The organism is Catenuloplanes japonicus (assembly GCF_000717135.1).
In the GTDB taxonomy this organism is placed as follows: domain Bacteria; phylum Actinomycetota; class Actinomycetes; order Mycobacteriales; family Micromonosporaceae; genus Catenuloplanes; species Catenuloplanes japonicus.
The window spans coordinates 189,292-215,585 of record NZ_JNXY01000016.1 but is presented as its reverse complement, the minus strand read 5'-3'; the positions used below and the strand labels follow the sequence as shown (position 1 = coordinate 215,585).

22 protein-coding genes and 1 pseudogene are annotated in these 26,294 nt (G+C 71.1%); 22 read left to right on the top strand and 1 reads right to left on the bottom strand.

Features of this window, described 5'->3' with window-relative positions; genetic code table 11:
• The first annotated feature begins 40 nt into the window (after positions 1–40).
• Positions 41–499: an HIT family protein gene (locus OP04_RS22900; protein ID WP_085066698.1), complete on the top strand. Its 459-nt coding sequence runs from the start codon at positions 41–43 to the stop codon at positions 497–499.
• 4 nt (positions 500–503) lie between these two features.
• Here the strand turns inward: OP04_RS22900 and OP04_RS22895 are convergent, their stop codons facing one another.
• Positions 504–2,648 carry an elongation factor G-like protein EF-G2 gene (locus OP04_RS22895; protein WP_033341821.1) on the bottom strand — a complete coding sequence of 715 codons (2,145 nt, stop codon included), beginning with the start codon at positions 2,646–2,648 and terminating at the stop codon, positions 504–506.
• Positions 2,649–2,869: 221 nt separating this feature from the next.
• On the opposite strand from OP04_RS22895, the gene pgsA reads away from it, so the two are divergent.
• The 21 genes and pseudogenes from pgsA (at position 2,870) to OP04_RS22790 (ending at position 25,379) form a co-directional block, all read left to right on the top strand.
• Positions 2,870–3,508, top strand: coding sequence for a phosphatidylinositol phosphate synthase (gene pgsA, locus OP04_RS22890; RefSeq protein WP_033341820.1), 639 nt, complete (start codon positions 2,870–2,872; stop codon positions 3,506–3,508).
• Positions 3,509–3,572: 64 nt separating this feature from the next.
• Positions 3,573–4,472 carry a phosphatidylinositol mannoside acyltransferase gene (locus OP04_RS22885; RefSeq protein ID WP_033341819.1) on the top strand — a complete coding sequence of 300 codons (900 nt, stop codon included), beginning with the start codon at positions 3,573–3,575 and terminating at the stop codon, positions 4,470–4,472.
• A gap of 10 nt (positions 4,473–4,482) precedes the next feature.
• Complete coding sequence (locus OP04_RS22880; protein WP_033341818.1) at positions 4,483–5,625, top strand: glycosyltransferase family 4 protein; 1,143 nt, start codon at positions 4,483–4,485, stop codon at positions 5,623–5,625.
• 5 nt (positions 5,626–5,630) lie between these two features.
• On the top strand, positions 5,631–6,239 hold the full coding sequence (locus OP04_RS22875) for a hypothetical protein (RefSeq protein WP_033341817.1): 609 nt from the start codon (positions 5,631–5,633) through the stop codon (positions 6,237–6,239).
• Between the two features lie 475 nt (positions 6,240–6,714).
• Positions 6,715–7,620 (top strand): pyridoxal 5'-phosphate synthase lyase subunit PdxS, encoded by a 906-nt coding sequence (gene pdxS / locus OP04_RS22870; RefSeq protein WP_033341816.1) that lies wholly within the window; start codon positions 6,715–6,717, stop codon positions 7,618–7,620.
• Positions 7,617–8,261, top strand: a complete 645-nt coding sequence (gene pdxT, locus OP04_RS22865; protein ID WP_232323698.1) for a pyridoxal 5'-phosphate synthase glutaminase subunit PdxT — start codon at positions 7,617–7,619, stop codon at positions 8,259–8,261. Before pdxS ends, pdxT begins: the two co-directional genes overlap by 4 nt.
• Before the next feature lie 26 nt (positions 8,262–8,287).
• Positions 8,288–9,043, top strand: a complete 756-nt coding sequence (locus OP04_RS22860; protein WP_033341815.1) for a YebC/PmpR family DNA-binding transcriptional regulator — start codon at positions 8,288–8,290, stop codon at positions 9,041–9,043.
• A 299-nt stretch (positions 9,044–9,342) separates the two neighbouring features.
• Positions 9,343–10,062: a hypothetical protein gene (locus tag OP04_RS22855; RefSeq protein ID WP_033341814.1), complete on the top strand. Its 720-nt coding sequence runs from the start codon at positions 9,343–9,345 to the stop codon at positions 10,060–10,062.
• 91 nt (positions 10,063–10,153) lie between these two features.
• Positions 10,154–11,332, top strand: a complete 1,179-nt coding sequence (locus OP04_RS49990; protein WP_051798700.1) for a sensor histidine kinase — start codon at positions 10,154–10,156, stop codon at positions 11,330–11,332.
• A 112-nt stretch (positions 11,333–11,444) separates the two neighbouring features.
• Positions 11,445–12,101: a response regulator gene (locus tag OP04_RS22845; protein ID WP_033341813.1), complete on the top strand. Its 657-nt coding sequence runs from the start codon at positions 11,445–11,447 to the stop codon at positions 12,099–12,101.
• A gap of 126 nt (positions 12,102–12,227) precedes the next feature.
• Entirely contained in the window at positions 12,228–13,316 is a 1,089-nt protein-coding gene (locus OP04_RS22840) for a DUF1996 domain-containing protein (RefSeq protein ID WP_157240190.1), read from the top strand.
• 107 nt (positions 13,317–13,423) lie between these two features.
• Positions 13,424–15,022: an MFS transporter gene (locus OP04_RS22835; protein WP_033341812.1), complete on the top strand. Its 1,599-nt coding sequence runs from the start codon at positions 13,424–13,426 to the stop codon at positions 15,020–15,022.
• 125 nt (positions 15,023–15,147) lie between these two features.
• On the top strand, positions 15,148–15,765 hold the full coding sequence (locus OP04_RS22830) for a TetR/AcrR family transcriptional regulator (protein ID WP_033341811.1): 618 nt from the start codon (positions 15,148–15,150) through the stop codon (positions 15,763–15,765).
• Between the two features lie 93 nt (positions 15,766–15,858).
• Complete coding sequence (gene ruvC, locus OP04_RS22825; protein ID WP_033341810.1) at positions 15,859–16,434, top strand: crossover junction endodeoxyribonuclease RuvC; 576 nt, start codon at positions 15,859–15,861, stop codon at positions 16,432–16,434.
• Positions 16,431–17,033, top strand: coding sequence for a Holliday junction branch migration protein RuvA (ruvA, locus tag OP04_RS22820; protein WP_033341809.1), 603 nt, complete (start codon positions 16,431–16,433; stop codon positions 17,031–17,033). Before ruvC ends, ruvA begins: the two co-directional genes overlap by 4 nt.
• Positions 17,030–18,082: a Holliday junction branch migration DNA helicase RuvB gene (gene ruvB / locus OP04_RS22815; RefSeq protein ID WP_033341808.1), complete on the top strand. Its 1,053-nt coding sequence runs from the start codon at positions 17,030–17,032 to the stop codon at positions 18,080–18,082. Before ruvA ends, ruvB begins: the two co-directional genes overlap by 4 nt.
• A gap of 288 nt (positions 18,083–18,370) precedes the next feature.
• Positions 18,371–18,637, top strand: a pseudogene (gene yajC, locus OP04_RS22810) (preprotein translocase subunit YajC); the annotation flags it as partial.
• Between the two features lie 258 nt (positions 18,638–18,895).
• Positions 18,896–20,857 (top strand): protein translocase subunit SecD, encoded by a 1,962-nt coding sequence (gene secD, locus OP04_RS22805; protein ID WP_198153938.1) that lies wholly within the window; start codon positions 18,896–18,898, stop codon positions 20,855–20,857.
• A gap of 1 nt (position 20,858) precedes the next feature.
• Positions 20,859–22,016, top strand: coding sequence for a protein translocase subunit SecF (gene secF / locus OP04_RS22800; RefSeq protein WP_033341806.1), 1,158 nt, complete (start codon positions 20,859–20,861; stop codon positions 22,014–22,016).
• 112 nt (positions 22,017–22,128) lie between these two features.
• A complete protein-coding gene (locus tag OP04_RS22795) occupies positions 22,129–22,689 on the top strand; it encodes an adenine phosphoribosyltransferase (RefSeq protein WP_157240188.1) in 561 nt (186 codons plus the stop codon).
• A 290-nt stretch (positions 22,690–22,979) separates the two neighbouring features.
• Positions 22,980–25,379 carry a RelA/SpoT family protein gene (locus OP04_RS22790; RefSeq protein WP_408606777.1) on the top strand — a complete coding sequence of 800 codons (2,400 nt, stop codon included), beginning with the start codon at positions 22,980–22,982 and terminating at the stop codon, positions 25,377–25,379.
• Positions 25,380–26,294: the final 915 nt, after the last annotated feature.

Sequence of the window (26,294 nt, the reverse complement as noted above, 5' to 3'; positions counted from 1 at the left end):
GGAGCCCGACTCCCTCGACCGGCTCTGGACCCCGCACCGGATGACGTACATCGCCGGGCAGGAGCGGCCGTCCGGGGAGTGCGCGTTCTGCCGGGCACCGGGCCTCCCGCAGCCGGACAGCTTGGTCGTGGCGCGCGGCACGCTGGTCTACGCGGTGCTCAACCTGTACCCGTACAACCCCGGTCACCTGCTGATCTGCCCCTACCGGCACGTCCCGGACTACACCGATCTCACGGTGGAGGAGACGGCGGAGCTGGCCGCGTTCACCCGGACCGCGATGCGCGTGATCAGGGAGACCAGCAGCGCGCACGGCTTCAACATCGGCATGAACCAGGGCGCGATCGCGGGCGCGGGCATCGCCGCCCACCTGCACCAGCACGTGGTGCCACGGTGGGGCGGCGATGCCAACTTCATGCCGATCGTCGGCCGTACCAAGATCCTGCCGCAGTTGCTCACCGAGACCCGCGACCTGTTCGTCGCGGCCTGGCCCGGGGCCTGATCGGTCAGGACGTGGCGTGCTCCTTCTTCACCGCGTCGGCCAGGTGGGACGGCATCTGGTCGTAGCGGGCGAAGTCACGGCCGAACGTGCCCGCACCGGACGTCATCGAGCGCAGCTCCACCGCGTACCGGACGAGCTCGGTGGCCGGGACCTCCGCGCGGATGAGCGTGCCGTCCGCGTCCGGGTCCGGCTCGCTGCCCAGCACGCGGCCACGACGGCCGGAGAGGTCGCTCATCACGGCGCCGACGTAGGCGTCCGGCACCCGGACGGTGATCTCGTCGACCGGCTCCAGCAGCGTGATCGCGGCCTTCTCCGCGGCGTCGCGCAGCGCGAGACCACCGGCGGTCTGGAACGCGGCGTCGGACGAGTCCACGCTGTGCGCCTTGCCGTCGGTGAGCGTGACGCGCAGGTCCACCACCGGATAACCGGCCACGATGCCGCGCTCCATCTGCGCGCGGACTCCCTTCTCGACGGACGGGATGTAGTTGTGCGGCACGGACCCGCCGACGACCTTGTCCACGAACTCGAAACCGCTGCCCGCGGGCAACGGCTCCACCGTGATGTCGCAGACCGCGTACTGGCCGTGGCCGCCGGACTGCTTCACGTGCCGCCCGTGGCCCTGCGCCGGCGCGGCGAACGTCTCGCGCAGCGCGACCCGGACCGGCTCGGTGTCCAGGTCGACGCCGCCGGTCCGCAGCCGGTCCAGCACCACGTCCGCGTGGGCCTCGCCCATGCACCAGAGCACCAGCTGGTGCGTGTCCGGGTTGCGGTCCAGCCGCAGCGTGGGGTCGCCGGCGACGAGCCGGGCCAGGTTCTTGGCCAGCGCGTCCTCGTCGGAGCGGGACTTGGCCACGATCGCGACCGGCAGCAGCGGCTCCGGCATGTCCCACGGCTCGACCAGCAGCGGACGGTCCTTCGTGGAGATCGTGTCGCCGGTCTCCGCGCTGCCGGACTTGGTGATCGCGCAGATGTCGCCGGCGATGCACGCGCCGACCTCGCGCAGCGCGGTGCCGAGCGGCGAGTAGATGTGCGCGATCCGCTCGTCCGCGTCGTGGTCCGGGTGGCCGCGGGAGGCGAGGCCGTGACCGGAGACGTGCACGACCTTCTCCGGCGTGAGAGTGCCGGAGAAGACCCGGACCAGTGAGACACGCCCCACGTGCCGGTCGATCGTGGTCTTGACCACCTCGGCGACCAGCGGGCCGTCCGGGTCGCAGGTCAGCGGCTCGCGGGCGGAGCCGTCCAGGCCGGTGACCGTGGGCAGGTCGTGCTCCAGCGGGGACGGGAACGCCTTGGTGAGCAGCTCCAGCAGCGCGTCCAGCCCGACCTGGTCCGGCGCGCAGACCGGCACCACCGGGTAGAAGTGGCCCCGGGCGACCGCGCGCTCCAGGTCCGCGATCAGCACGTCCACGCCGATCTTCTCGCCCGCGATGTAGCGGTCCATCAGCGTCTCGTCCTCGGACTCCGCGATGATGCCCTCGATCAGCTCGTTGCGGGCCTCCTCGATCGCGCCGTAGTGCTCCGGGTCCGGATCGCGCACGTCGGCCGGGAACCCGTTCGTGTAGTCGTAGATCCGCTGGGTGATCAGCCCCATCAGGCCGGTCACGTTCTCGCCGTCGTCGTCGAGCATCGGCAGGTACAGCGGCAGCACGTTGTCACTGAAGACGCGCTGGCAGAGCGCCACGGTCTCGTCGAGGTCCGCGCGCGGGTGGTCGAGGCGGGTGACCGCGACCGCGCGGGGCATGCCGACCGCGGCACACTCCGCCCACAGCGCGGCCGTGGCCGCGTCCATGCCGTCGACCGCGGACACCACGAACAGCGCGGCGTCGGCGGCGCGCAGCCCGGCGCGCAGCTCACCGACGAAGTCCGCGTACCCCGGCGTGTCCAGGAGGTTGACCTTGATGCCGTCGTGCACCAGCGGCGCGCAGGCGAGCGTGACGGAACGCTGCTGCCGTATCGCGGCCGGATCCTGATCGCAGACGGTGGTGCCGTCGGTCACACTGCCGGTGCGGGTCACCGTGCCGGTGACCGCCAGCAGCGCCTCGACCAGCGTGGTCTTGCCGGCGCCGGAGTGGCCGACGAGCACCACGTTGCGTACCCTGCCGGGTTCGTCCACCACCGGCGCAGTGCTTTCCTGTGTTTTCTGCGCCATGAGCGGCGCACCTCCTAGGGTCGATTCGTGCCCCGTCGCGTAGAGGCGTCGGCGATGATCCCCTAACAGCCATCCGGCACGCCGCTTATAGCCTGCCGTTTTGCAAGGTGATACGGGTCACGTTGCCTGATGTGATAGCTCGATGGCAACCCGTGTTCATGCGTCGGCTATCCGCGCGTGCGGTGTTGCGCAGAGCGACGTGTCGCTATGGTGGGACGGCCATGGCAAAGATCCTCTCGGTCTCGGCGCGTGCCGGGATGGCTCACCTCATCGAACCGATCAGTCGCGCCCTGCTGCGTGTGGGCGTCACGCCCAACGCGGTCACGGTCGCGGGCACGGTCGGCGTGGTCTTCGGTTCCGTCTTCTTCGGCACCCGGGGCCACTTCATCATCGGCGGCATCTTCGTCACCGTCGCCTGCCTCACGGACATGATCGACGGGACGATGGCCCGGCTCCGCGAGGGGCCGAACGGCAAGTTCGGCGCGCTGCTCGACTCGAGCATGGACCGCATCGCGGACGCCGCGATCTTCGGCTCGCTCGTCTACTGGTTCGGCGCGCGCGAGGACGACTGGATCACCGCGACCGTGGCGCTGGTCTGCCTGGTCGCGAGCGTGCTGGTGTCGTACGTGAAGGCGCGCGCCGAGGGCCTCGGCTTCGACTGCAACGTCGGGCTGGTGGAGCGGTCGGAGCGCCTGATCGGCATCGGCATCGGCGCCGCGACCACCGGGTTCGGCGTGCTCTGGGGCCTGCAGGCGGTGCTCTGGATCCTCGCGGTCCTGTCGATCGTCACGGCCGGCCAGCGCCTCCGCCACGTCTACAAGCAGGACCAGGCGGCACTGCGCGGCGAGACCGTCGCATGAGCGAGCTGCCAGACCTCCGGCCCGCCGTTCCGGGCCGGCGGAGGAGTGCGGCGGGGGAGACGGCATGAGCAATCTCGCGGAACTCGGCTTCAAGGCCGGGTGGAAGGTCGTCTCGTGGCTGCCCGAGCGCGCCGCGCTCGCGCTCTTCCACGCGGGCGCGGACCGGGCCACCCGCAAGCGCGGCAAGGGCGTCCAGCGCCTGCGAGCCAACCTGCGCCGCGTCAAACCCGACATATCCGAAGAAGAGCTTGATGCCTTGGTCAAGCAGGGCATGCGGTCCTACGCGCGCTACTGGATGGACACGTTCCGGCTGCACACGTTCTCCCGCGAGGACCACCTGCGCCGGTTCCGCTTCGACGGCGAGGAGATCCTCGCCCGCGGTGCCGAGGCCGGCGAGGGCGTGATCCTGGCGCTGCCGCACGGCGGCAACTGGGAGGCGGCCGGTGCCTGGGCCGCCAACGGCCACGGCTGGAAGCTGATAACCGTCGCCGAGCGGCTCAAACCGGAAGGCGTCTACCAGCAGTTCCTGGCCTTCCGCCGCGCGCTCGGCATGGAGATCATCCCGACCAGCGGCGCCGAGCGCTCCCCGCTCGACCTGCTCGCCGAGAAGCTCCGGGACGGCTACATCGTGCCGCTGCTCGCCGACCGCGACCTGTCCCGCCGCGGCGTCGAGGTCGAGTTCTTCGGCGGCACGGCCCGCATGCCCGGCGGCCCCGCGCTGCTGGCGATCCGCACCGGCGCCCCGCTCTACGCGGTGCCGATGTGGAACGACCCGGACGGCACCGCCCACGGCCGGATGGTCGGCCCGATCCCGGTGCCCGAGGAGGGCACGCTGGACGAGAAGGTGCGCCACCTCACGCAGGAGATCGCCGACCGGCTGGCCGCCGGCATCGCGGAGCACCCGGAAGACTGGCACATGTTGCAACGCGTCTGGGTCGACGAACCCGCGCAAGCGTCGGTCTGAGGGGGTACGAGTGCGGATCGGCATCGTGTGCCCGTACTCCTTCGACGTACCCGGCGGCGTGCAGAACCACGTGATGGACCTGGCCGAGGCGTTGATCAGCCTCGGCCACGAGGTGAGTGTGCTGGCCCCGGCGGACGAGGACTCCCCGCTCCCGCCGTACGTGGTGGCGGCCGGGCGGGCGGTCCCGCTGCCGTACAACGGGTCGGTCGCGCGCATCTCGTTCGGCCCGGTCTCCACGGCCCGCGTCCGCCGCTGGCTGTCCCGCGGGCACTTCGACGTGCTGCACGTGCACGAGCCGCTCACCCCGAGCCTGTCGCTGCTGGCCGTGCTGTCCGCGGACGGCCCGGTCGTGGCCACGTTCCACACCGCGATCACCCGCTCCCGCGCGCTCGCCGCCGTGCAGAACGTGCTGCAGATCGTGCTGGAGAAGGTCACCGCCCGGATCGCGGTCAGCGCGCTGGCCCGCCGCGTGCAGGTCGAGCACCTGGACGGCGGCGCGGTCGAGATCCCGAACGGCGTGGCCGTGGCCAAGTTCGCCGACGCCACACCGCTGCCCGGCTGGCCCGGCGACGGCGGCACCATCGGCTTCCTGGGCCGGTTCACCGAACCGCGCAAGGGCTTCCCGATCCTGCGCGAGGCGTGGGTGTCGCTGGCCCGTACCCGCCCCGGGCTGCGCCTGCTGGTGGCCGGCCCCGGCGACAGCGACGACCTGCTGGCGTCGTTCCCGCCGGAGATGCGTGACCGCGTCACGTTCCTCGGCCTGGTGTCCGAGCAGGACAAACCGCGCATGCTGCGCAGCGTCGACGTCTACGTGGCGCCGAACACCGGCGGCGAGTCGTTCGGCATGATCCTCACCGAGGCGATGGCCGCCGGCGCCGCCATCGTCGCCAGCGACCTCGACGCGTTCCGCCGCGTGGTCGACAACGGCCGCGCCGCCGAGCTCTTCCCGGTCGGCGACGCCACCGCGCTGGAACACGCGCTGGCCGGCCTGCTCGACGACCCCTCCCGCCGCGCCGAACTGTCCGCGCTCGCCCGCCGCGCCGTCGACGCGTTCGACTGGCCGTCCGTCGCCGGCCGTGTCCTCGAGGTCTACGAGACCGCGATCGAGGCCACCGGCGGCCGCGTACTCGAAGCGCCGCCGGTGATCGAGTGACTACGATGCCCAGCATGTGGTGGTGGGCGGGCATAGCCGTATCGGTCATGCTCTTCGTCCTCTATCTCATCTGGACCGAGCGCCGCGTCGAACGCCTGCACGCCCGCGCCGAGTCCGCCGCCGCCGCGCTCGACGCCCACCTGCTCCGCCGCGCCGCGGCCGCCGCCGTGCTGGCCGAGCAGCTGGACGTGGTCGAGCTCTACGCGGCCGCCCGCATCGCGCTCGACGCCGGCTCCTCGCTGGTCAAGCACGGCGACCCGCTCTCCTCGGACGCGGACTTCGGCCTCGGCGCCGACTCCGGCGAGCGCGAGGCCGCGGAGAACGACCTGACCCGCCAGCTGCGCCGCCTGCCGCAGACCGCCGGCCTCCCCGAGGCCGGGCCGGTGATCGCCGCCAGCCGCCGCGTCGCCCTGGCCCGGCAGGTCTTCACCGACTCAGTCCGCGACGCGCTGATCAACCGGGACCGCCCGCTGGTCCGCCTGCTCGGCATGGCCCGCGGCCACGACCGCCCCCGCTACTTCGACATCGACGAGCCCACGCTCACCCCGTCGCTGACCGAGCCCCCGCGCCAGATCACGCCCCAGGACACGCAGACCCCGCACGCGATCTCCTGAGAGCCGCCGGCAAGATCTCCACCTGCTCGCCGGGGCGCTACATACCGAAATGTCGGGCGCGGAGTGCCCGTCCATCGCGTCCGGACCGGCGCTGACGCCGTAACCCGGCCAGACCAACGATCAAGATCCAGTTCATTTTCCCACTTCGCGGTGGCCGGGGTCCGCATGCTCCCGCGGGCACCGGTCGTCGCCGGCGCTCCTCCCTTCCGCTCCCGCGCCACACCGGCTTCCACCAAAACCCGCACGCCCCGCCCCGGCGCACTCCCGCCGAAGCGGAGCGCCGGCGGAGTCTTGGCGGACGGCGAGGTTTGCCCGCGGGAGCAACGCTGCCGGACCACGCCGGAAGCGGGAACATGAACTGGATCTTGATTTGGAGTCGGCGGTGAAGGCCACCGGGGGGCGGATTGGACGTCGGTGGGGCAACCGCTCGCGCGTAGCATTCGGCTGGTCCGGCCCCACGTCCGAGGAGCGTCCCGTGTCCGATGAAAACCCAGGTCAGCCCGTTGTCGGTAGTGCCCGTGTGAAGCGGGGCATGGCCGAGATGCTCAAGGGCGGCGTGATCATGGATGTGGTCACGGCCGAGCAGGCGAAGATCGCGGAGGACGCCGGCGCGGTGGCGGTCATGGCGCTGGAGCGCGTGCCGGCCGACATCCGGGCGCAGGGCGGCGTGTCGCGGATGAGTGACCCGGACATGATCGAGAGCATCATCGCGACCGTGTCGATCCCGGTCATGGCGAAGGTCCGGATCGGGCACTTCGTCGAGGCGCAGGTGCTGCAGGCGCTGGGCGTGGACTACATCGACGAGTCCGAGGTGCTGACGCCGGCCGACTACGCGAACCACATCGACAAGTGGCAGTACACGGTGCCGTTCGTGTGCGGCGCGACCAACCTGGGCGAGGCGCTGCGCCGGATCACCGAGGGCGCCGCCATGATCCGGTCCAAGGGTGAGGCCGGCACCGGCGACGTCTCCAACGCGACCACGCACATGCGGAGGATTCGCGGCGAGATCAAGCGGCTGACCAGCCTGCCCGAGGACGAGCTGTACGTGGCGGCCAAGGAGCTGCAGGCGCCGTACGAGCTGGTCAAGGAGGTCGCCGAGACCGGCAAGCTCCCGGTGGTGCTGTTCACCGCGGGCGGCATCGCCACGCCGGCCGACGCCGCGATGATGATGCAGCTCGGCGCGGAGGGCGTGTTCGTCGGTTCCGGCATCTTCAAGTCCGGCAACCCGGCCCAGCGCGCGGCCGCGGTCGTCAAGGCCACCACGTTCTACGACGACCCGGACGTGATCGCGAAGGTCTCCCGCGGTCTCGGCGAGGCCATGGTCGGCATCAACGTCGACGACATCCCGGTGCCGCACCGCCTGCAGGAGCGGGGCTGGTGAACAGGGACCTGACGATCGGCGTCCTCGCGCTCCAGGGGGACGTCCGCGAGCACCTGTCCGCGCTGGCCGAGTGCGACGCGCTCGCCCGCCCGGTCCGCCGCCCCTCGGAGCTGGACTCGGTCGACGCCCTGGTCATCCCGGGTGGCGAGTCCACGACCATCTCGAACCTGGCGATCGAGTTCGGGCTCTTCGAGCCGATCAAAAAACGGATCAACGGCGGCATGCCGGTGTACGGGTCGTGCGCCGGCATGATCCTGCTGGCCGGGACCGTGCTGGACGGGCGCGAGGACCGGCCGCCGTTCGGCGGGATCGACATGATCGTGCGTCGCAACGCGTTCGGCCGGCAGGTCGACTCGTTCGAGGCCCCGGTCGGCATCGACGGCATCGACGGGGCCCCGTTCCACGCGGTCTTCATCCGCGCGCCGTGGGTCGAGGAGGTCGGTCCGGAAGCACAGGTGCTGGGCCGCGTCACGTCCGGCGCGGCCGCCGGTAGGATTGTTGCGGTTCGGCAGGGGCACCTGCTCGCCACCGCCTTCCACCCGGAACTCACGGGTGATCTCCGGGTGCACGAGTACTTTGTCGAGCTTGTGAGACAAAGTGGCTCGCACGGCGTCGAGATGGCGCGGGCGGGCGTGAGCTAGACAGACGCGACTACGGGAGGCATGTGATGTCCGGCCACTCCAAGTGGGCAACCACCAAGCACAAGAAGGCCGTCATCGATGCCAAGCGTGGCAAGATGTTCGCCAAGCTGATCAAGAACGTCGAGGTCGCCGCCCGCACCGGTGGCGGCGACCCGTCCGGCAACCCGACGCTCTTCGACGCCATCCAGAAGGCGAAGAAGAGCTCGGTGCCGAACGACAACATCGACCGCGCGGTCAAGCGCGGCTCCGGTCTGGAAGCCGGCGGCGCGGACTGGCAGACGATCATGTACGAGGGCTACGGCCCGAGCGGCGTGGCGCTGCTGATCGAGTGCCTGACCGACAACCGGAACCGGGCCGCGACCGAGGTCCGCACCGCGCTGACCCGCAACGGCGGCAACATGGCGGACGCGGGCTCGGTGGCGTACATGTTCTCCCGCAAGGGTGTCGTGATCGTCCCGAAGGCGGACGGCCTCACCGAGGACGACCTGCTCATGTACGTGATCGACGCCGGCGCCGAAGAGGTCAACGACCTGGGCGAGGCGTTCGAGATCGTCTCCGAGCCGACCGACATGCCCGGCGTGCGCGCCGCGCTCACGGACAACAAGATCGAGTACGACTCGGCCGACTCCAGCTTCGTCGCATCGGTGAACGTGCCGCTCGACGAGGAGGGTGCCCGCAAGATCTTCAAGCTGATCGACGTGCTCGAGGACTGCGACGACGTCCAGAACGTCTTCGGCAACTTCGACATCTCCGACGAGGTCATGGCCGCGGTCGACGCGTAGCCGGTCCCATCCCTTCCCCGGCGCGCCTGCGCGGGGGAAGGGATGGTTCGGGCCTGGAAGCCGCTCGGGGAGGACCGCGTTCGGCCCGGGACGACCCGGGTGGCCTCGGCCCGCGAGGGCATGGACGATCGTGCGGGCCGGTTGTGGCCCCCGGCAGGTGCCCGAGGACGATCGTCGGCAGGCTGCTGACCTGCCGGAAAAGGCTCTCTCGGCAGATCGTGGCCGTGGCCGCTAAGATCCCGCTTGACCCGGCGCGGGCCTGTGCCGGTGGTGGCGCGAGCGGTGAGGCGGCAAGAGGCGTGCAGGCAGAGGCGGCGTCCGGGATCCGGTGGGGCCGATATGCCGCCCTCGCGGTCGCGGTCGGCGTGGTGACGATCGCCGTACCGCCGTTGATCGCACCGTCCGACGAGCCCACGCAACCGGTTGCGGCGGCACAGTCTCCGGCGGGCTCGCCGTCCGCGGACCCGACGCCGAGCCCGAGCCCCGCCGCCGCACAGAGCCCGAGTGCGAGCCCGTCCGCGTCGCCGAGCCCCGGTCCTGCCGCATGCGTGACCGGCGGCGCCTCACCCCGTCCGGCCTGCGCGGTCTACACCACCGCGCTCGGCTCCGGCTGGACCGCCGAAGGCGTCGGCGTGAAGGTCGTCCCGGCCGGCCTGGTTCCCGGGACCGACATCGTGGCGCTGCGGGTCGAGCCCAAGGAGAAGACCGCCTCCGTCTCGCTGATCGCGTCCGAGCCGTTCACCGTGCCGGACGGCGCCCGGCTCACGCTGCGGATCTACGGCGGCCGGCTGCACGGCACGGTCGCCCGGCTCGCGCTCTCCCCGACCACGGAGTTCTCCCATGATCGCCCGGCCACGCTGAACGCGCCGGTCGACGAGTGGGTCTCGTTCACGGTCCCGGTCGCGGACCTGCTCCCCGGCGGCGGCCCGATCCGCCGCATCGACCTGGAGATCGCCACCGAGGCGGTCCCGAACGCCTACCGCTTCTTCATCGACGACGTCGCGTTCACCACGCCATGAGCACCGCCTCCGCGACGACTGGTCCCGCGAGCCGCAGTCCTGCGGGAAGAACGATGCCGCGTGGCGCGGCTCCGCGGGGAGTGGTCGTGCGGTGAACGGGCCTCTGCGCAACGGCGGTCAGCTGGTCGCGCCCGCCGCGATCGCGCGAGCCGTGCTGCTCGGCCGCGCGGTCGTGACCGTCACCGCGGCCGCGGCCGGGCTGCTGCTGGTCGAGGAACGGTGGCGGGTCCCGGCCGTGATCGCGCTGGTGGTGGCCACGACCGCGGTACAGGTCGCGGCGCTCACCCGGCGTCCGGAGGCGCTGGTCCGGCACCCGTGGCCGGCCGTGCTCGCGGACCTGCTGGTGGCCGGCGGTGTGCTGGCGCTCAGCCGCGGCGGCATGGCGTTCTTCTGCTACTCCGCCGGTGCCGCCGCGCTGGCCGGCGCGCTGCTCGGCATGCGCGCGCTGCCGCTCTGGGTAGCCCAGGCAGGGCTCGGTTTCGCCGCCGCCGCGGTGCTGCTCCGGCAGAGCCGCCCGTCGCCCGAGGTGACCGCGTTCGTCGCCGCGTTCCCGGTGCTCGGCCTGCTGGCCGGCGTCGGCGCGACGATCGCGACCGCCGCGCTGGTCCGCTATGTCGAGCTGACCGTGGCCGTGGTCGCGTCCGCGCAGCGTTCCGCGGCCGCGTCCGAGCGGACCCGGCTGGCCCGCGAGCTGCACGACTCGGTGGCGAAGACGCTGCGCGGCGTCTCGTTCGCCGCGGTCGCGCTGCCGCAGTCGCTGCGCCGCCACCCCGCGCTCGCGGAGCAACTCGCGGACACGGTGTCCCGCGGCGCCGAGGTCGCGGCGCGGGAGGCGCGCGAGCTGATGGAGGGCCTGCGCGCGGACGACCCGGGCCAGGACTTCAGCGTCGGCGTGGCGCGCGCCTGCCGGGACTGGGAGCAGCGCACCGGCACGCCGGTCCGGCTCAGCGTCGACGACGTGGACCCGCCCTTGGAGACCCGCTACGAGCTGCTCCGCATCCTGCGCGAGGGCCTGGCCAACGTGGAGCGCCACGCCCGCGCGTCCCGCGTCTGGGTGCAGGTCACCGCGCACCCCGGCGAGGTCGAGCTGACCGTGACCGACGACGGCATCGGCTTCACCGCCGGCGGCCTGGACGAGTTACGCGCTGCCGGCCACCTCGGCCTGGTCGGCGTCTACGAGCGGGCGACCGGCGTCGGCGGCGAGGTCGAGGTCCGCTCGGTCCCGGGCCAGGGCACGCTGCTCCGCGTCCGCGCGGGGACCACCCGGTGATGCCGGCCGGGTCCGGCGCCGTGCCACCGGCGGGGGTGGTCGCGATTCCATCGGCGGTGCGGGTCGTCATCAGACCGGGCACGGCCGCGATGACACGGGCAGGGATCGCCGGATGATCCGGGTGCTGCTGGTCGACGACAACGCGACCGTCCGGGACGCGATGCGCCTCCACCTGGACGCGTCCGGCGTCGCGCTGGTCGTGGGCGAGGCCGGGGACGGTAGGGCCGCGCTGGCCGCCGCGCGACGCCTGAGACCGCACGTGACGCTGCTCGACTACCGCATGCCGGTCGCGGACGGGCTGTCGATCGTGGCCGAGATGGCGCGGCTGACCTCGGTCCTGGCCCTGACCAGCGACGACAGCGACTCGGTGGTACGCGAGATGCTGCGCGGCGGCGCCCGTGGCTACCTGGTGCACGGCGATTTCGACCCGGCCGAGCTGGTCCGCGCCGTGACCGTGGTGGCGTCCGGGCGGAGCTGGCTGTCGCCGTCCGCCGCGATGGTGGCGGCGGAGGCGTTGCGGAGCGCGCAGGAGGCGGCCGAGGCCGGGGCACGTGCCGACGAGCGGCACAGGGAAACCCAGCGGCGGTACGGTTTGACCCGCCGCGAGCAGGAGGTCCTGGACCTGGTGGCCGAGGGCCTGGCGAACGTGGTGATCGCTGGCCGGCTCGGCCTGACGGAGAAGACCGTGAAGAACCACCTGCACGCGGTCTTCGCGAAGCTGGGCGCGCGCAACCGGACCGAGGCCGTGCTGCGCTGGACCGGCCGCTAGGGCCACGGCCCATGGCGCCGACTGGGACTTTCGGCTCAGGACATTGGGCCCGGCCGGATTTAGCGTGCTTTCGGGCGTACCCACTGATGGGTTTGACCCTGATGACCCGTTTGCCGGAAGGAAGCCGTGAATCTCCCACGCCTGAGCCGCCTGGTGCCGATGGTCGCGCTCGCGCTGGCCGCGAGCGCCTGTTCCGTGACCACCGTGCCGACCGCGGACGGATCGTCCGCGCCCGCGCTGGTGCTGCCGACCTGCCTGCCGTCGGAGTACGCGCAGTTCGAGGGGCAGGTGGCGCAGGCCGGCGTGACGATGCCGCCGTGCGCGCCCGGCAGTGCCACCCCCTCGACGGCGCCGAGCAGCGCGGGACCGTCCGGGTCCCCGTCGGCCGCGCCCAGCCCTGCACCGACGGGGGCCGTCGTGACCACGCCGGTGACCGTGCCGACGTTCACTGACAAGCCGCCGCAGGCGCAGTACCGCGAGGTGGCGGCGAACTGCACGATGACGCACCGGCGCACGGACGACCCGATCGTCTTCCCGGGGCTGCCCGGCGCGTCGCACGAGCACACGTTCGTCGGCAACCCGATCACGGACGCGTCGACCACGCCGGAGAAGCTGATCGGCGGCAGGACGTCGTGCCAGGACCCGAAGGACGGCTCGTCCTACTGGTTCCCGTCGCTGATCCAGAACGGCACGTCGCTGACGCCGCAGACGGTGACGGTCTACTACAAGTCGGGCGTGGACGACTACCGCACGGTGCAGCCGTTCCCGGCGGGCTTCCGGCTGCTGGTGGGCAACGCGAAGGCGCCGGCCGGCGAGGCGTTCCAGGGGACGTGGAGCTGTGGCGGCAGCACCGGCCCGGAGATCCCGGCGTCGTGCCCGGACGGGTCGTCGCTGATCGTCCGGTACAAGGCGCCGAGCTGCTGGGACGGCAAGCACCTGGACACCGCGGACCACAAGTCGCACATGGCGTGGCCGGTGCGGGGCGTCTGCCCGGCGAGCCACCCGGTGCCGCTGCCGATGTTCGAGATGAAGGTGCCGTACAAACTGGCCGGCGGCGTGACCAAGGGGTTGTCGCTGGCGTCCGGCGCACCGAACACGTTCCACTACGACTTCATGAACGGGTGGGACCCGGCGCGGCAGGCCGAGGTCATCACGCACTGCGTGAACGGCGGGCGGCAGTGCAACGGGGTGGGGTACGACCAGCACAAGCCGTGATCGGGGACACGTAAAAATACGGAACGGTCTCGTATCGCAACGGTGTAGTCTCGCCGATGGGATACGGGACCGTTCCGTATCGTTATTCAGTCCTTGGGGGGACGCGGATGGATCCGCAGACCAACACCGGTCACCCGCGGCGCTGGGCCATTCTCGGCGTCCTCGTGATCAGCCTGCTCGTCGTGGTGCTCGACAACACCATCCTCAACGTGGCGATCCGCGTGCTCGCGGACCCGGACGAGGGCCTCGGCGCCACGCAGGCCCAGCTCGAATGGGCCGTCAACTCGTACACGCTGGTCTTCGCCGCGCTGCTGTTCAGCTTCGGCATCCTCGGCGACCGCTGGGGGCGCAAGCGCTTCCTGATGGTCGGCCTGGCCATCTTCGGCCTCAGCTCGCTCGCGTCCGCCTACGCGCAGAACCCGGAGCAGCTGATCGCGATGCGCGCGCTCATGGGTCTGGGCGGCGCCGCGATCATGCCGGTCACCCTCTCGATCATCTCGGTCGTCTTCGACCCGCGCGAGCGCGCCAAGGCGATCGGCCTCTGGTCCGGCTCGGTCGGCCTCGCCGTCGCGATCGGCCCGATCCTCGGCGGCTTCCTGCTGGAGCACTTCTGGTGGGGCTCGGTGTTCCTGATCAACGTCCCGATCGTGGTGCTCGGCATGGTGCTGATCGCGGTGCTGGTCCCGGAGTCGCGCAACCCGCACCCGGGCAGGATCGACCTGCTCGGCGTGCTGCTCTCCGTGGTCGGCCTGACCTCGCTGGTCTACGGCATCATCGACGGCGGCGAGAACGGGTTCGACCAGCCCGCCGTGTGGGCGTTCATCGTGGCCGGCGTGGCCGTGCTGGCCGGCTTCATCGCCTGGGAGCGGAAGTACGAGTTCCCGTCGCTGGACGTGAAGCTGTTCCGCAACGGCCAGTTCTCCGCCTCGATCGCGTCCATCGGCCTGACGTTCTTCGCCAGCATGGGCACGTTCTTCTTCATGGCGTTCTACCTCCAGCTGGTGCGGGGCTACACGCCGCTGCAGACCGGTCTGCTGCTCCTGCCGTTCGCGGTGGCGCAGCTGGCGTTCGCCCCGCGCAGCGCCGCGATGGTGCACCGGTTCGGCGGCAAGGCCGTCTCCGTCACCGGCCTGGTGCTGGTCGGCCTCTCGCTGATCGGCTTCATGACGGTCGGCGTGGACACGCCGATCTGGGTGGTCGCCGCGCTCTTCTTCGTCCAGGGCACCGGCATGGCCAACATCATGCCGCCGGCCATGGAGGCGATCATGTCGACGCTGCCGCGCGAGCGGGCCGGGGTCGGCTCCGCGATCAGCAACACGATCCGGCAGGTCGCGGCCGCGCTCGGCATCGCGGTGCTCGGCTCCGTGCTCGCCGCGGTCTACCGTTCCCAGGTCGGCGACGCGCTCACCGGCCTGCCGGACGCGGCCCGCGAGGCCGCGTCCGAGTCGATCGCCGGGGCGTACGCGGTGGCGGCCCAGGCCGGTCCGCAGGGCGGCGCGCTCGTCACGGCCGCGAACAGCGCGTTCGTGAACGCGATGCACGCGTCCGCGCTCGGCGCGGCCGTGATCGTGCTGATCGGCGCGCTGGTCTCGCTGACCTGGCTGCCCGGCCGTCCGACGCACGCGCCGGAGACCGCGGTCGAGCGGGCCCGCGAGGAGGTCGCCGAGGCCGGGGGAGACCCGGCGCTGGTGGACGCGGACCGGTAACGCCGGTGACGACGACGCCTGGGCCGCGCACGGGGGAGACCCCGCGGTCCAGGCGTCGCGCGTATCAAGGAGCCGCGCAGGGACTGGCGCTGGCCGACGAAAACAAGATCAAGGAGAATGGCCCCATGACACTCACCGCGCCGGACGTCCCGCGATCGCCCGAGCCGCGTGCGCCGGGCCGTCCACGGAGCAACCGCGCGGATGAGGCGATCATCGAGGCCGCGCTCGACCTGCTGGCCGAGGGCAGCAGCATCGAGGCGCTCGCCATCGAGGCGATCGCGAGCCGGGCCGGCGTCGGCAAGGCCACCATCTACCGACGCTGGGCCGGCAAGGACGCGCTGCTGCGCGACGCGCTCACCCGGCTGAAGGCCGCGCCCCCGCTGCCGGACACCGGCGACGTGCGGGAGGATCTGCTGGTCCTGGCGCGTGCGATCGGGCACAGCAAGGACCCGCGGGCCGCGAAGATCATGCCCTGCCTGATGCCGGAGGCGATGCGCAGCCCGGAGCAGTACGCGGCGTACCAGCAGATAGTCGAGCCCCGCCGCCAGGTGATGCGCGACGTGCTGACCCGCGGCGTCGCGCGCGGCGAGCTGCGCGCGGACCTGGACATCGAGCTGACCATGCTCGCGATCACCGGCCCGATCCTGATGCAGAAGCTGCTGCGCTGGAGCCCCCGCTTCGACGGCGACGAGACCCTCCCCGAACAGATCGTCGATCATGTGATGCGGTCGATCCGGGCCTGACGTCGTGCGCCCGAGTGTCGCTCGCGAGGCCGGACCGTGGCACCGCTAAGGTGTCGAACAGATGTGCGGCCGGACTCGGGGAGGGGTGGGCGCGTGCGGGTGCTCGGCATCGACCCGGGGCTGACCAGATGCGGCGTCGGCGTCGTCGAGGGTGTGCCCGGCCGCCCGTGCACGCTGGTGGCGTACCACGTGGTCCGCACCGACGCCGACGACCCGCTGCCGCAGCGGCTGCTGCGCCTGGAGACCGAGCTGAACGCGCTCGTCGGGCGATACGAGCCGGAGAGCGTCGCGGTCGAGCGCGTCTTCGCCCAGCACAACGTGCGCACCGTGATGGGCACCGCGCAGGCCAGCGCCGTCGCTGTGCTCTCCGGCGCGCGCCGCGGCATCACCGTCGAGACATATACGCCGAGTGAGGTCAAGGCCGCCATCACCGGCTCCGGCACCGCGGACAAGGCGCAGATGATCACCATGGTCCAGCGCCTGCTCCGGCTGGACGCGCCGCCGAAACCCGCCGACGCGGCGGACGCGCTCGCGCTCGCCATCTGCCACATCTGGCGTGGCGGCACCAAGGCGCGGGTGGCCGCCGCCGCGGCGAAGGTCGAGGCCGCGGTGCAGAAGAGCAAAATTCAGCAAGCCGCACGGGTACGCCAACGAGGAGGCCCACGATGATCGCCAGCGTCCGGGGGAAGGTGCTGGCCGTCGCGCCGCAGACCGCCGTGATCGAGGTCGGCGGCGTCGGCATGGCCGTCCAGTGCAGCCCGAACACGCTCGGTGGCCTGCGCCTCGGCGAGGAGGCCCGGCTCGCCACCTCGCTGGTGGTCCGGGAGGACTCGCTCACGCTCTTCGGCTTCGCCGACGACGACGAGAAATACCTCTTCGAGCTGCTGCAGACCGCGACCGGCGTGGGACCGCGCCTGGCTCAGGCCGCGCTCGCCGTCCACACGCCGGAGGTGCTGCGCAAGGCGATCGGCGGCGGCGACACCGCCACGCTCACCCGCGTGCCCGGCATCGGCAAGAAGGGCGCGGAGCGCCTGGTGCTGGAGCTGCGCGACAAGATCGGCCCGCTGCCGATCGGCGCGGACGGCGTCACCGGCCCGCATTCCGGCGCCTGGCAGAGCCAGGTCGGGCAGGCGCTGACCGGCCTCGGCTGGACGCAGAGCCAGGCCGACCAGGCCGTGGCCCTGGTCGCGGAGAGCATCGACGGCCCCACCCCGCCCGTGCCCCAGCTGCTCAAGCAGGCGATCCGCCTGCTCGGTAAGACCCGATGAACGACGGCGACGACGGCGTCGTCTCCGCCTACGCCTCGCCGCTGGAGCACGAGGCCGAGATCAGCGTCCGGCCGAAGCGGCTGGAGGAGTTCATCGCGCAGCACCGCGTGCGCGACCAGCTCGACCTGCTGCTCAAGGGCGCGCTCGGCCGCGGCGCCCCGCCGGACCACATCCTGCTCTCCGGCCCGCCCGGCCTCGGCAAGACCACGCTGGCGAACATCGTCGCGGCCGAACTGGGCGTCGGTATCCGTACCACCAGCGGCCCGGTGATCGAGCGGTCCGGCGACCTGGCCGCGATCCTCACCAGCCTCTCCGAGGGCGACGTCCTGTTCATCGACGAGATCCACCGCATCGCGCGCCCGGCCGAGGAACTGCTCTACAGCGCGATGGAGGACTTCCGGGTCGACGTGATCGTCGGCAAGGGGCCGGGCGCGACCGCGATCCCGCTCGACGTGGAGCCGTTCACGCTGGTCGGCGCCACCACCCGGTCCGGCCTGCTGACCGGCCCGATGCGGGACAGATTCGGCTTCGTCGCGCACCTGGACTTCTACGATCCCGACGACCTGGAGGCGCTGATCCGCCGCTCGGCCGGCATCTTCGGCGTCCCGATCACGGACGACGGCGCGGCCGAGATCGCCCGTCGTTCCCGGGGCACGCCCCGCATCGCGAACCGGCTGCTGCGCCGCGTGCGCGACTTCGCGGAGGTGCGCGCGGACGGCGTGGTCACCCACGACGTGGCCAAGGCCGCGCTCAAGGTCTACGACGTCGACGACCTCGGCCTGGACCGGCTGGACAAGGCGGTCGTGCATGCGCTCGTGACGTCGTTCCGCGGCGGCCCGGTGGGCCTGTCGACGCTGGCCGTGGCCGTGGGTGAGCAGCCGGACACGGTCGAGGAGGTGTGTGAGCCGTTCCTGGTGCGGGCCGGTCTGCTGGCCCGCACGCCGCGCGGCCGGGTCGCGACCGAGGCCGCCTGGCGTCACCTCGGCAAGACGCCGCCGGGCCCGATACTCCCCGGTCAGCCGGATTTGTTTTCTCGTGGTGGAGAGTGAGTCTTTTTCAACCTGCCCCGGCTCGTGTGCGCCCGGACCGTCGACTCGAGCCCGGCTCTCACCTGCTCGCCAGGTTGAAAATTGCTCAGTAACTGCGGATCAACAGAGTGCACGCCCCTGCATCGAGTTTTCAGTCACAGGGGCTACACTCGCCGCGATCCGATAGACATTAATCTGCCTCCCCGCCTGCGCTAGGCGGCTTTTCAGGCGGACCAGCTGGAAGGTCTCAGCGTGTTAGAAAATTCTTACGCACAGGCTGCGAGCGGCGGCTCCGGCGGCGGCCTCACGATGATCCTGATGATGGCCGGTCTGATGGGCCTCATGTATTTCATGATGATCCGCCCGCAGCAGAAGCGCCGCAAGGACGCCGAGCGCATGCAGAGCGAGCTCGGCATCGGTGACGAGGTCGTCACCATCGGCGGCCTGCACGGCGTCGTGGCCGGTCACGACGACGACACGGTCACCATCGAGGCCCACCCCGAGGTGTTCCTGCGCTTCGCGCGCCCGGCGATCGCGCGCGTCGTCACCCGGACCGAGGATGCGGACGTCGCGAAGACGGACGAGCCGGCCGTGCCCGTCGAGACCGTGGACGACACCGTCGTCGAGACGAAGCGTGCCTCACTGGACAGCAAGGACGTTGTCAAGGAGTGACCCCTTCCCAAGGGGTCATTGAAGTTGTTGGATAATCGCGCGAGGTGCTCCCGTTTCCGGGCGTGTCTCGTGCACCATCACGCTCCTCGCCGGTTCGCGTCGGCGCTCCACCCAAGCCGCCCCACACGGCGGCCACCAGGCCCGTAAAGGAACTCAACAGCCGTGGCACCACCTCAGGGACAGATGCGCCCCGGGCGGCAACTTGCCGTGCTCGGCCTGATCTTCGTCGTCCTCTTCCTCATGGTCTTCTTCGTCGGTGTTCCCGGCAAGTCGAGCCTCGCCGAGCGTCTGGAGCCCAAGCTGGGCCTGGACCTGATCGGTGGCACCCGGGTCACGTACACGGCGACCACCATGGACGGATCGGATCCGCCGGCGGAGCAGCTCGAAGAGGCCCGACAGATCATCGAGAGCCGGGTCAACGCGCTCGGCGTCTCCGAGGCCGAGGTGGTGGTGGAGGGTAACCGGAACATCGTCATCTCGCTGGCCGGTGAGAACCGCGACGACCTCAAGCAGGTCGGCGACGCCGCTCAGCTGCGCTTCCGGAAGGTGCTGAAGGCCACGAACGGCGCCGGTGTCGCGCCGCAGCCCAGCGTCTCCGCCGAGCCCGCGCCGGACGCGTCCGCGTCGCCCGGCGCCAGCCCGTCCGCGGGTGCCAGCCCGTCCGGCGGGGCCGCGGTGACGTCGAGCCCGACCCCCAGCGGTGGCACGGGTGGCGGCACCGGTGGCCAGGGCGGTGGCGCGCAGGCGACCGCCACGCCCACCCCGACGCCGACCGCGTCCGCCGCGCCGTCCGCGACCGCGACGCCGAGCGCGGGTGCCTCCGCGACGCCGGCTCCGGTCAGCACGGACGTGGCCGCGATCCGCACCGAGATCCAGAAGAAGGTCGGCGACGCGGCCTGGGCGGCCGCCACCGGCCTGACCACGGTCGCGGACCTGGCCACCGACCCGACGCTGGCGACCACGCTGGAGCCGTTCAGCACGCTGGACCCGGAGAAAGAGGTCTGGGCGCTCGACCCGGCCATGCAGTTCAACGTCCCGCAGATCACCTGCGCGATGCTGGACGCGCGCAAGCCCGGCTCGATCGTCGACGAGAGCAAGCAGGCCGTGGCCTGTGAGTCCGGCGGGAAGTACCTGCTGGACGTGGCGAAGGTGCTCGGCACCGACGTCGGCAGCGCCAGCGGCGTGCTCGACCAGCAGCGCGGCGACTGGGTGGTCAGCCTGGACTTCACCAGCGAGGGCCAGAAGAAGTGGACCGCGCTGACCCGCGAGGCCTACAACAACGAGGGCTCCGCGTGTGACCAGACCGCGCTCGGCGACGGCAGCCGCTGCCGCGTCGCGGTGGTGCTGGACAACCAGGTCATCTCCTCCCCGGAGATCCAGGCCGTGCTCACCGGCGACTCGCAGATCACCGGCAGCTTCACCAGCGCGTCCGCGAACGAGCTGGCGTCGAAGCTGCGCTACGGCGCGCTGCCGCTGACCTTCGTCGCCGACGAGGCGCAGAACGTGTCCGCCACGCTCGGTGCGGAGCAGCTGCGGGCCGGTCTGCTCGCGGCCGGTCTCGGCATGCTCCTGGTCGCGATCTACGCGTTCTTCTACTACCGCCTGCTCGGCACCGTGATCTTCCTGAGCCTGATCCTCTCGGCGCTGCTCACCTACGGCGCCCTGGTCGTGCTCGGCCGGCAGATCGGCTTCACGCTGACGCTCGCCGGCATCGCGGGCTTCATCGTGTCGCTCGGTGTCGCGGCCGACTCCTTCATCATCTACTTCGAGCGGTTGAAGGACGAGATCCGCGAGGGCCGCAGCCCGCGCAGCGCGGTCGGCCGGGCCTGGACCCGCGCCCGCCGCACGATCATCTCGGCCAACGCGATCTCGCTGATGGCCGCGGTGGTGCTCTACATCGTCTCGGTCGGCCAGGTGAAGGGCTTCGCGTTCGCGCTGGGTCTGGCCACGGTGCTCGACCTGGTGGTCGTGTTCCTGTTCCGCCACCCGGTGATGACCATGTTCGCCCGGACCCGGGCGTTCCTGTCGCCGCGCGTCAGCGGTCTGGGCCGGGTCGTGGCCCAGAAGCCGACCGTCGCCGACACCACCGTCAAGCCGCGCTCGTCGCGCGTGAAGGAGGCCTGACATGGCCAAGGAAGGTCTTGCCAGTCGCCTCTACCGGGGCGACGCCGGCCTCAACATCATCGGCCGCCGCAAGATGTGGTTCACGGTCGCGCTGGTCGGCGTCCTGATCGCGCTCGGCAGCTTCGCGCTGCGCGGCTTCACGCTCGGCATCGAGTTCACCGGCGGCACCGAGTTCACGGTGCCGGCCGCGGGCCGCACGATCGACCAGGTGTCGGACGCGGTGGCCAAGGGCCTCGAGGCCGTGAACGCGGCGGACGTCAAGGTCGAGTCCGCGCAGCAGGTCGGTGACGACGCCACCGGATCGATCCTGGTCAAGACCGGCGAGGTCTCCTCGGCGGACTCGGTCACGATCAAGGATTCGGTCGCGAAGACGCTCAGTGCGGACCCGGCCACGATCTCCGGCAGCAACGTGTCCGGTGCCTGGGGCCGCTCGGTCACGGACCGCGCGGTCCTGGCGCTGCTGGTCTTCGTCGCGGTCGTCTCGCTCTACCTGGTGATCCGGTTCGAGTGGCGGATGGCGGTCGCGGCCGTCGTCTCGCTGATCCTCGACCTGATCCTGACCGCGGGCGTCTACTCGATCGTCGGCTTCGAGGTCTCGCCGTCGACGGTCATCGGCTTCCTGACGATTCTCGGCTACGCGCTGTACGACGTGGTCGTGGTCTTCGACAAGGTCCAGGAGAACACCAGGAGCATCACCGCGGGCAGCGGCCAGACCTACGCCGAGGCGTCGAACCTGGCGATCAACCAGACGCTGATGCGCTCGATCAACACCTCGCTGGTGGCGCTGCTGCCGGTCGGCGGCCTGCTCTTCATCGGCGCCGGCGTGTTCGGCGCGCGCACGCTGGAGGACCTGGGTCTGGTGCTGTTCGTGGGCATGGCGCTGGCGATCTACTCCTCGCTGTTCTTCGCCACGCCGGTGCTGGTCTGGCTGAAGAACTACGAGCCGCGGATCAAGGTGCACAACCAGCGGGTGCTGGCCCGCCGTCAGTCGCTGGCCAACCGCGCGGCCGAGACGGGCGGTGCCGAGCCGGAGTTCTCCGACTCGGACCACGCGCTGGCCGGTTCCACGCCGCGCGTCGGCGCCCGGCCCACCACCAAGCGGCCGAACGCGGGCAACCGCGGCGGCCGCCCCGGTCAGGCCGGCACCAAGCGCCGCTGACCCGGTAACACGCGGTTGAGGGCCCGTCCGGCAGACAGCCGGACGGGCCCTCGTCATTCCCGAGCGAACCCCCGGTGTGGTGCGTGCGGGTGAGGTCGCGAAGAATGGCACGGTGACCTCGACCCCTCCCCTCACCGGTGATCTCGGTGCCGACGTGGCCGCGCTGGTCGCGAGCCGCACGCTCGACGTGCCGGACTTTCCGAAGCCCGGCATCCTCTTCAAGGACCTGATGCCGCTCTTCTCGGACGGCCTGGTCTTCAAGGAGACCATCGACGCGATCGCGGCCCACTACGGGCCGGATTCGTTCGACGTGGTCGTCGGCGTGGAGGCGCGCGGCTTCGTGATCGCGGCGGCGCTGGCCTACGCGACCGGCGTCGGCGTGGTCCCGATCCGCAAGGCCGGCAAGCTGCCCCGCAAGGTGCACGCGGAGTCCTACGCGCTGGAGTACGGCGAGGCCACGCTGGAGGTGCACGAGGACGCGTTCGTGGCCGGTCAGCGCGTGCTGATCGTCGACGACGTGCTGGCCACCGGCGGCACCGCGAAGGCGACGGTGGACCTGGTGGAGAAGGCCGGCGGCACCGTCGCAGGCTTCACCGTGCTGCTGGAGCTGTCGTTCCTGGAGGGCCGCCAGCGGCTTCCGGGTCGTACCGTTGATGCGCTTTTGACGGTCTGACACCACCTTGCGTGCGGCGTCCCGGATCGGGATGGCCGAGCGTAGGGTGTCCCCGCTGGCCGGACGGGTAGGATTGGCGTTCGGGCCCGCGCGGGACGTGACGCCCAGGTAGCGCGCGGATGGACCGGGCGGATACGGTCAGAGCCTGTAGAACGGCGGGAGAGGCTATGTCCAGTCACATCGCCCCTCCGGGCGAGGCTTCGGATGAGGGCGCGGTGGCGACGAACGAGGTGGAGCGGCTTCCGGACATCGTCTCGGCCGTCGAGGCCGAGCGGGTGCCGGAGCCCCCGATGAACGATCTCGACCAGCCCGAGCCCCCGGCGACCCATCCGACGGATGACGGCGAGGGCGTGGTGCTGCCGTTCCCCGGCGCCACCAGCGTGGCCGACCAGTTCGCGGCCGGCGACGAGCAGGAGGACCCCACCTTCCTGACCGGTGTGGCGTCCGGCCGCCGCGTGCGCGCCCGCCTGGCCCGGTTCAACGCGCCCTGGCAGACCCCGCAGGTGGCGGAGGTGCTGGAGCCGCTGATCTCGATCCACCGCGCCTCCCACCCGAAGGCGGATGTGCGGCTGCTGCAGCGCGCGTTCGACATGGCCGCCAAGTGGCACCTGGGGCAGTACCGGAAGTCCGGCGACCCCTACATCACGCACCCGCTCGCCGTCGCCACCATCCTGGCGAACCTGGGGATGGACACGACCACGCTGGTCGCGGCGCTGCTGCACGACACGATCGAGGACACCGACTACAGCCTCGAGACCATGAAGGCGGATTTCGGCGGCGAGGTCGCGCTGCTGGTCGACGGCGTCACGAAGCTCGACAAGGTCAAGCTCGGCGACGCGGCCAAGGCGGAGACGATCCGCAAGATGGTCGTGGCGATGGCGAAGGACCCGCGCGTCCTGGTCATCAAGCTGGCGGACCGGCTGCACAACATGCGCACGCTCACCTTCCTCCCGCGCGCGAAGCAGGAGCAGAAGGCGAAGGAGACGCTGGAGATCCTCGCCCCGCTGGCCCACCGGCTGGGTATGAACACGATCAAGTGGGAGCTGGAGGACCTGTCGTTCGGGTTCCTGTTCCCCAAGCGGTTCGAGGAGATCAACCGGCTGATCGGCGAGCACCAGCCGCAGCGCGACACGCTGCTGCGACAGGTGACGCAGAAGGTCCAGGTGGACCTCAAGTCCGCGAAGATCAAGGCCGAGACGACCGGCCGCCCCAAGCACCTGTACTCGATCTACCAGAAGATGATCGTGCGGGGCCGGGACTTCAACGACATCTACGACCTGGTCGGCGTGCGCATCCTGGTGGACACCGTGCGCGACTGCTACGCGGCCCTCGGCGTGATCCACGCGAACTGGCAGCCCGTCCCGGGCCGGTTCAAGGACTACATCGCCATGCCGAAGTTCAACATGTACCAGTCGCTGCACACGACCGTGATCGGCCCGTCCGGCAAGCCGGTCGAGATGCAGATCCGGACGTACGCGATGCATCGCACCGCCGAGTTCGGCATCGCCGCCCACTGGAAGTACAAGGAGCAGAAGGGCGCGACCGTCGTCGGCCCGCCCGCGCACATCGACGAGATGACCTGGCTCCGGCAGCTGCTCGACTGGCAGCGCGAGGCGAGCGACCCGTCCGAGTTCCTGGACGCGCTCCGGTTCGACCTCTCCAGCCAGGAGGTCTACGTCTTCACGCCCAAGGGCGACGTCATCCCGCTGCCCACCGGCTCGACGCCGGTCGACTTCGCCTACGCCGTGCACACCGAGGTCGGGCACAAGTGCATCGGTGCGCGCGTCAACGGCAAACTGGTGCCGCTGGAGTCCACGCTCTCCAACGGCGACGTGATCGAGATCTTCACGTCGAAGTCCGACTCCGCCGGCCCGTCGCAGGACTGGCTCGGCTTCGTCAAGTCGCCGCGTGCGCGTACCAAGATCCGGCAGTACTTCAACAAGGAGCGCCGCGAGGAGGCGATCGAGGCCGGCAAGGAGGCCATGGTCAAGGCCATGCGCAAGCAGGGCCTCCCGCTCCAGCGCCTGCTCACCTCCGACGCGCTGCTCGCCATCGCCCGCGACCTGCACCTGGCCGACGTCTCCGCGCTCTACGCGGCCGTCGGGGAAAATCAGGTCTCCGCGCAGTCCGTGGTCCAGCGCCTCGTGGCCGGCTACGGCGGCGAGGAGGGCGCGGTCGAGGACATCGCCGAGACCGCCGTCCCGACCCGCCCGCCGAGGGCCCGCACCACCTCGCACGACCCCGGCGTCGAGGTCCGCGGCGTCTCCGACGTCTGGATCAAGCTCGCCCGCTGCTGCACGCCGGTCCCCGGCGACGCCGTCTTCGGCTTCGTCACCCGCTCCGGCGGCGTCAGCGTCCACCGCGACGACTGCGCCAACGCGGAAGACCTGAAGGTCCAGGAGGACCGGATCGTCATCGTCACGTGGAAGCCGACCAGCGCGTCCACGTTCCTGGTCGCCATCCAGGTCGAGGCGCTCGACCGGCACAAGCTGCTGGCCGACGTCACCCGCGTCCTCTCCGACGAGCGCGTCAACATCCTCTCCGCGACCGTCACGACCACGCGCGACCGGGTGGCCGTCAGCCGCTTCAGCTTCGAGATGGCCGACCCCAAGCACCTCGGCCACCTGCTGGCCGCGGTCCGCAAGGTCGACGGCGTCTTCGACGCCTACCGCGTCACCTCCGGTGCCTGACCAGAAAACCTTTGATTTTCCCGCTTCCGGCCTGGTCACCTTCCGCGTGCTCCCGCGGGCCTCGGGCCCGTGGGTGGTCACCTTCCCGCCGGGGCGGCTGACCGCTCACGGCAACTCCCACACGCCACGGTGGCGGCTCCGGCCGCGGCCGTGCGTGGCGGTCCTGGTTCTCGGTGGTTTCGGTCAGGGTGGGTCTGGTCGCGGTGGTCGTCTCGGCCGCGAACGGCCTGGTGACGGTAGTTCCGGTCGCGGCGGCCTGGTGACGGTAGTTCCGGTCGCGGCGGCCTGGTGACGGTAGTTCCGGTCGCGGCGGCCTGGTGACGGTAGTTCCGGTCGCGGCGGCCTTGGTCACGGCAGTTCCGATCGCGACGGCCCGGGTGACGTTGGTGCCTCTGACCGCCTCGTTTCTCGTGCCCGAAATTTCCGCATAAGGGCGACCAGTGATGGTCGAATCCTGTCCGGCCAGATCCGTTGCCCGGCGTCTTGCCGGGTCTGCGGGGCACTAAAAGCCGAAATTTCGGGCGCCAAGCTCCCGCGCCGTAGGGGCAGCGGGCGGTCAAGACCGCCGCCATGGGTTTCGTCACCGGCGACCGATACCTGCGCGGCGGCTGGGGGCGCCGCGACCTCCGCTGTCGGTCGCCCTCAAAGGTGAAATTTGCTGATAAAGGCACCGCGGTCTTCGATTGCGACAAGATCCACCGCGTCCTCAGGCCGCAGAGGATCATTGAGTGCCGCAAAAACCAGGTCGCTGAGCCTAGTTGACCTGGTTTTTGCGGCACTCAATGATCCTTTATCGGTGCGGTACGGGGTCTTGCCACGTCGCGACAGGCGAATGCATGCGGATACCGACACAAGGCAGTTTGGATCTAGGGAGGCTATGGCCGGTCAAAAAAGGAATGCTATATGTCGAAATTT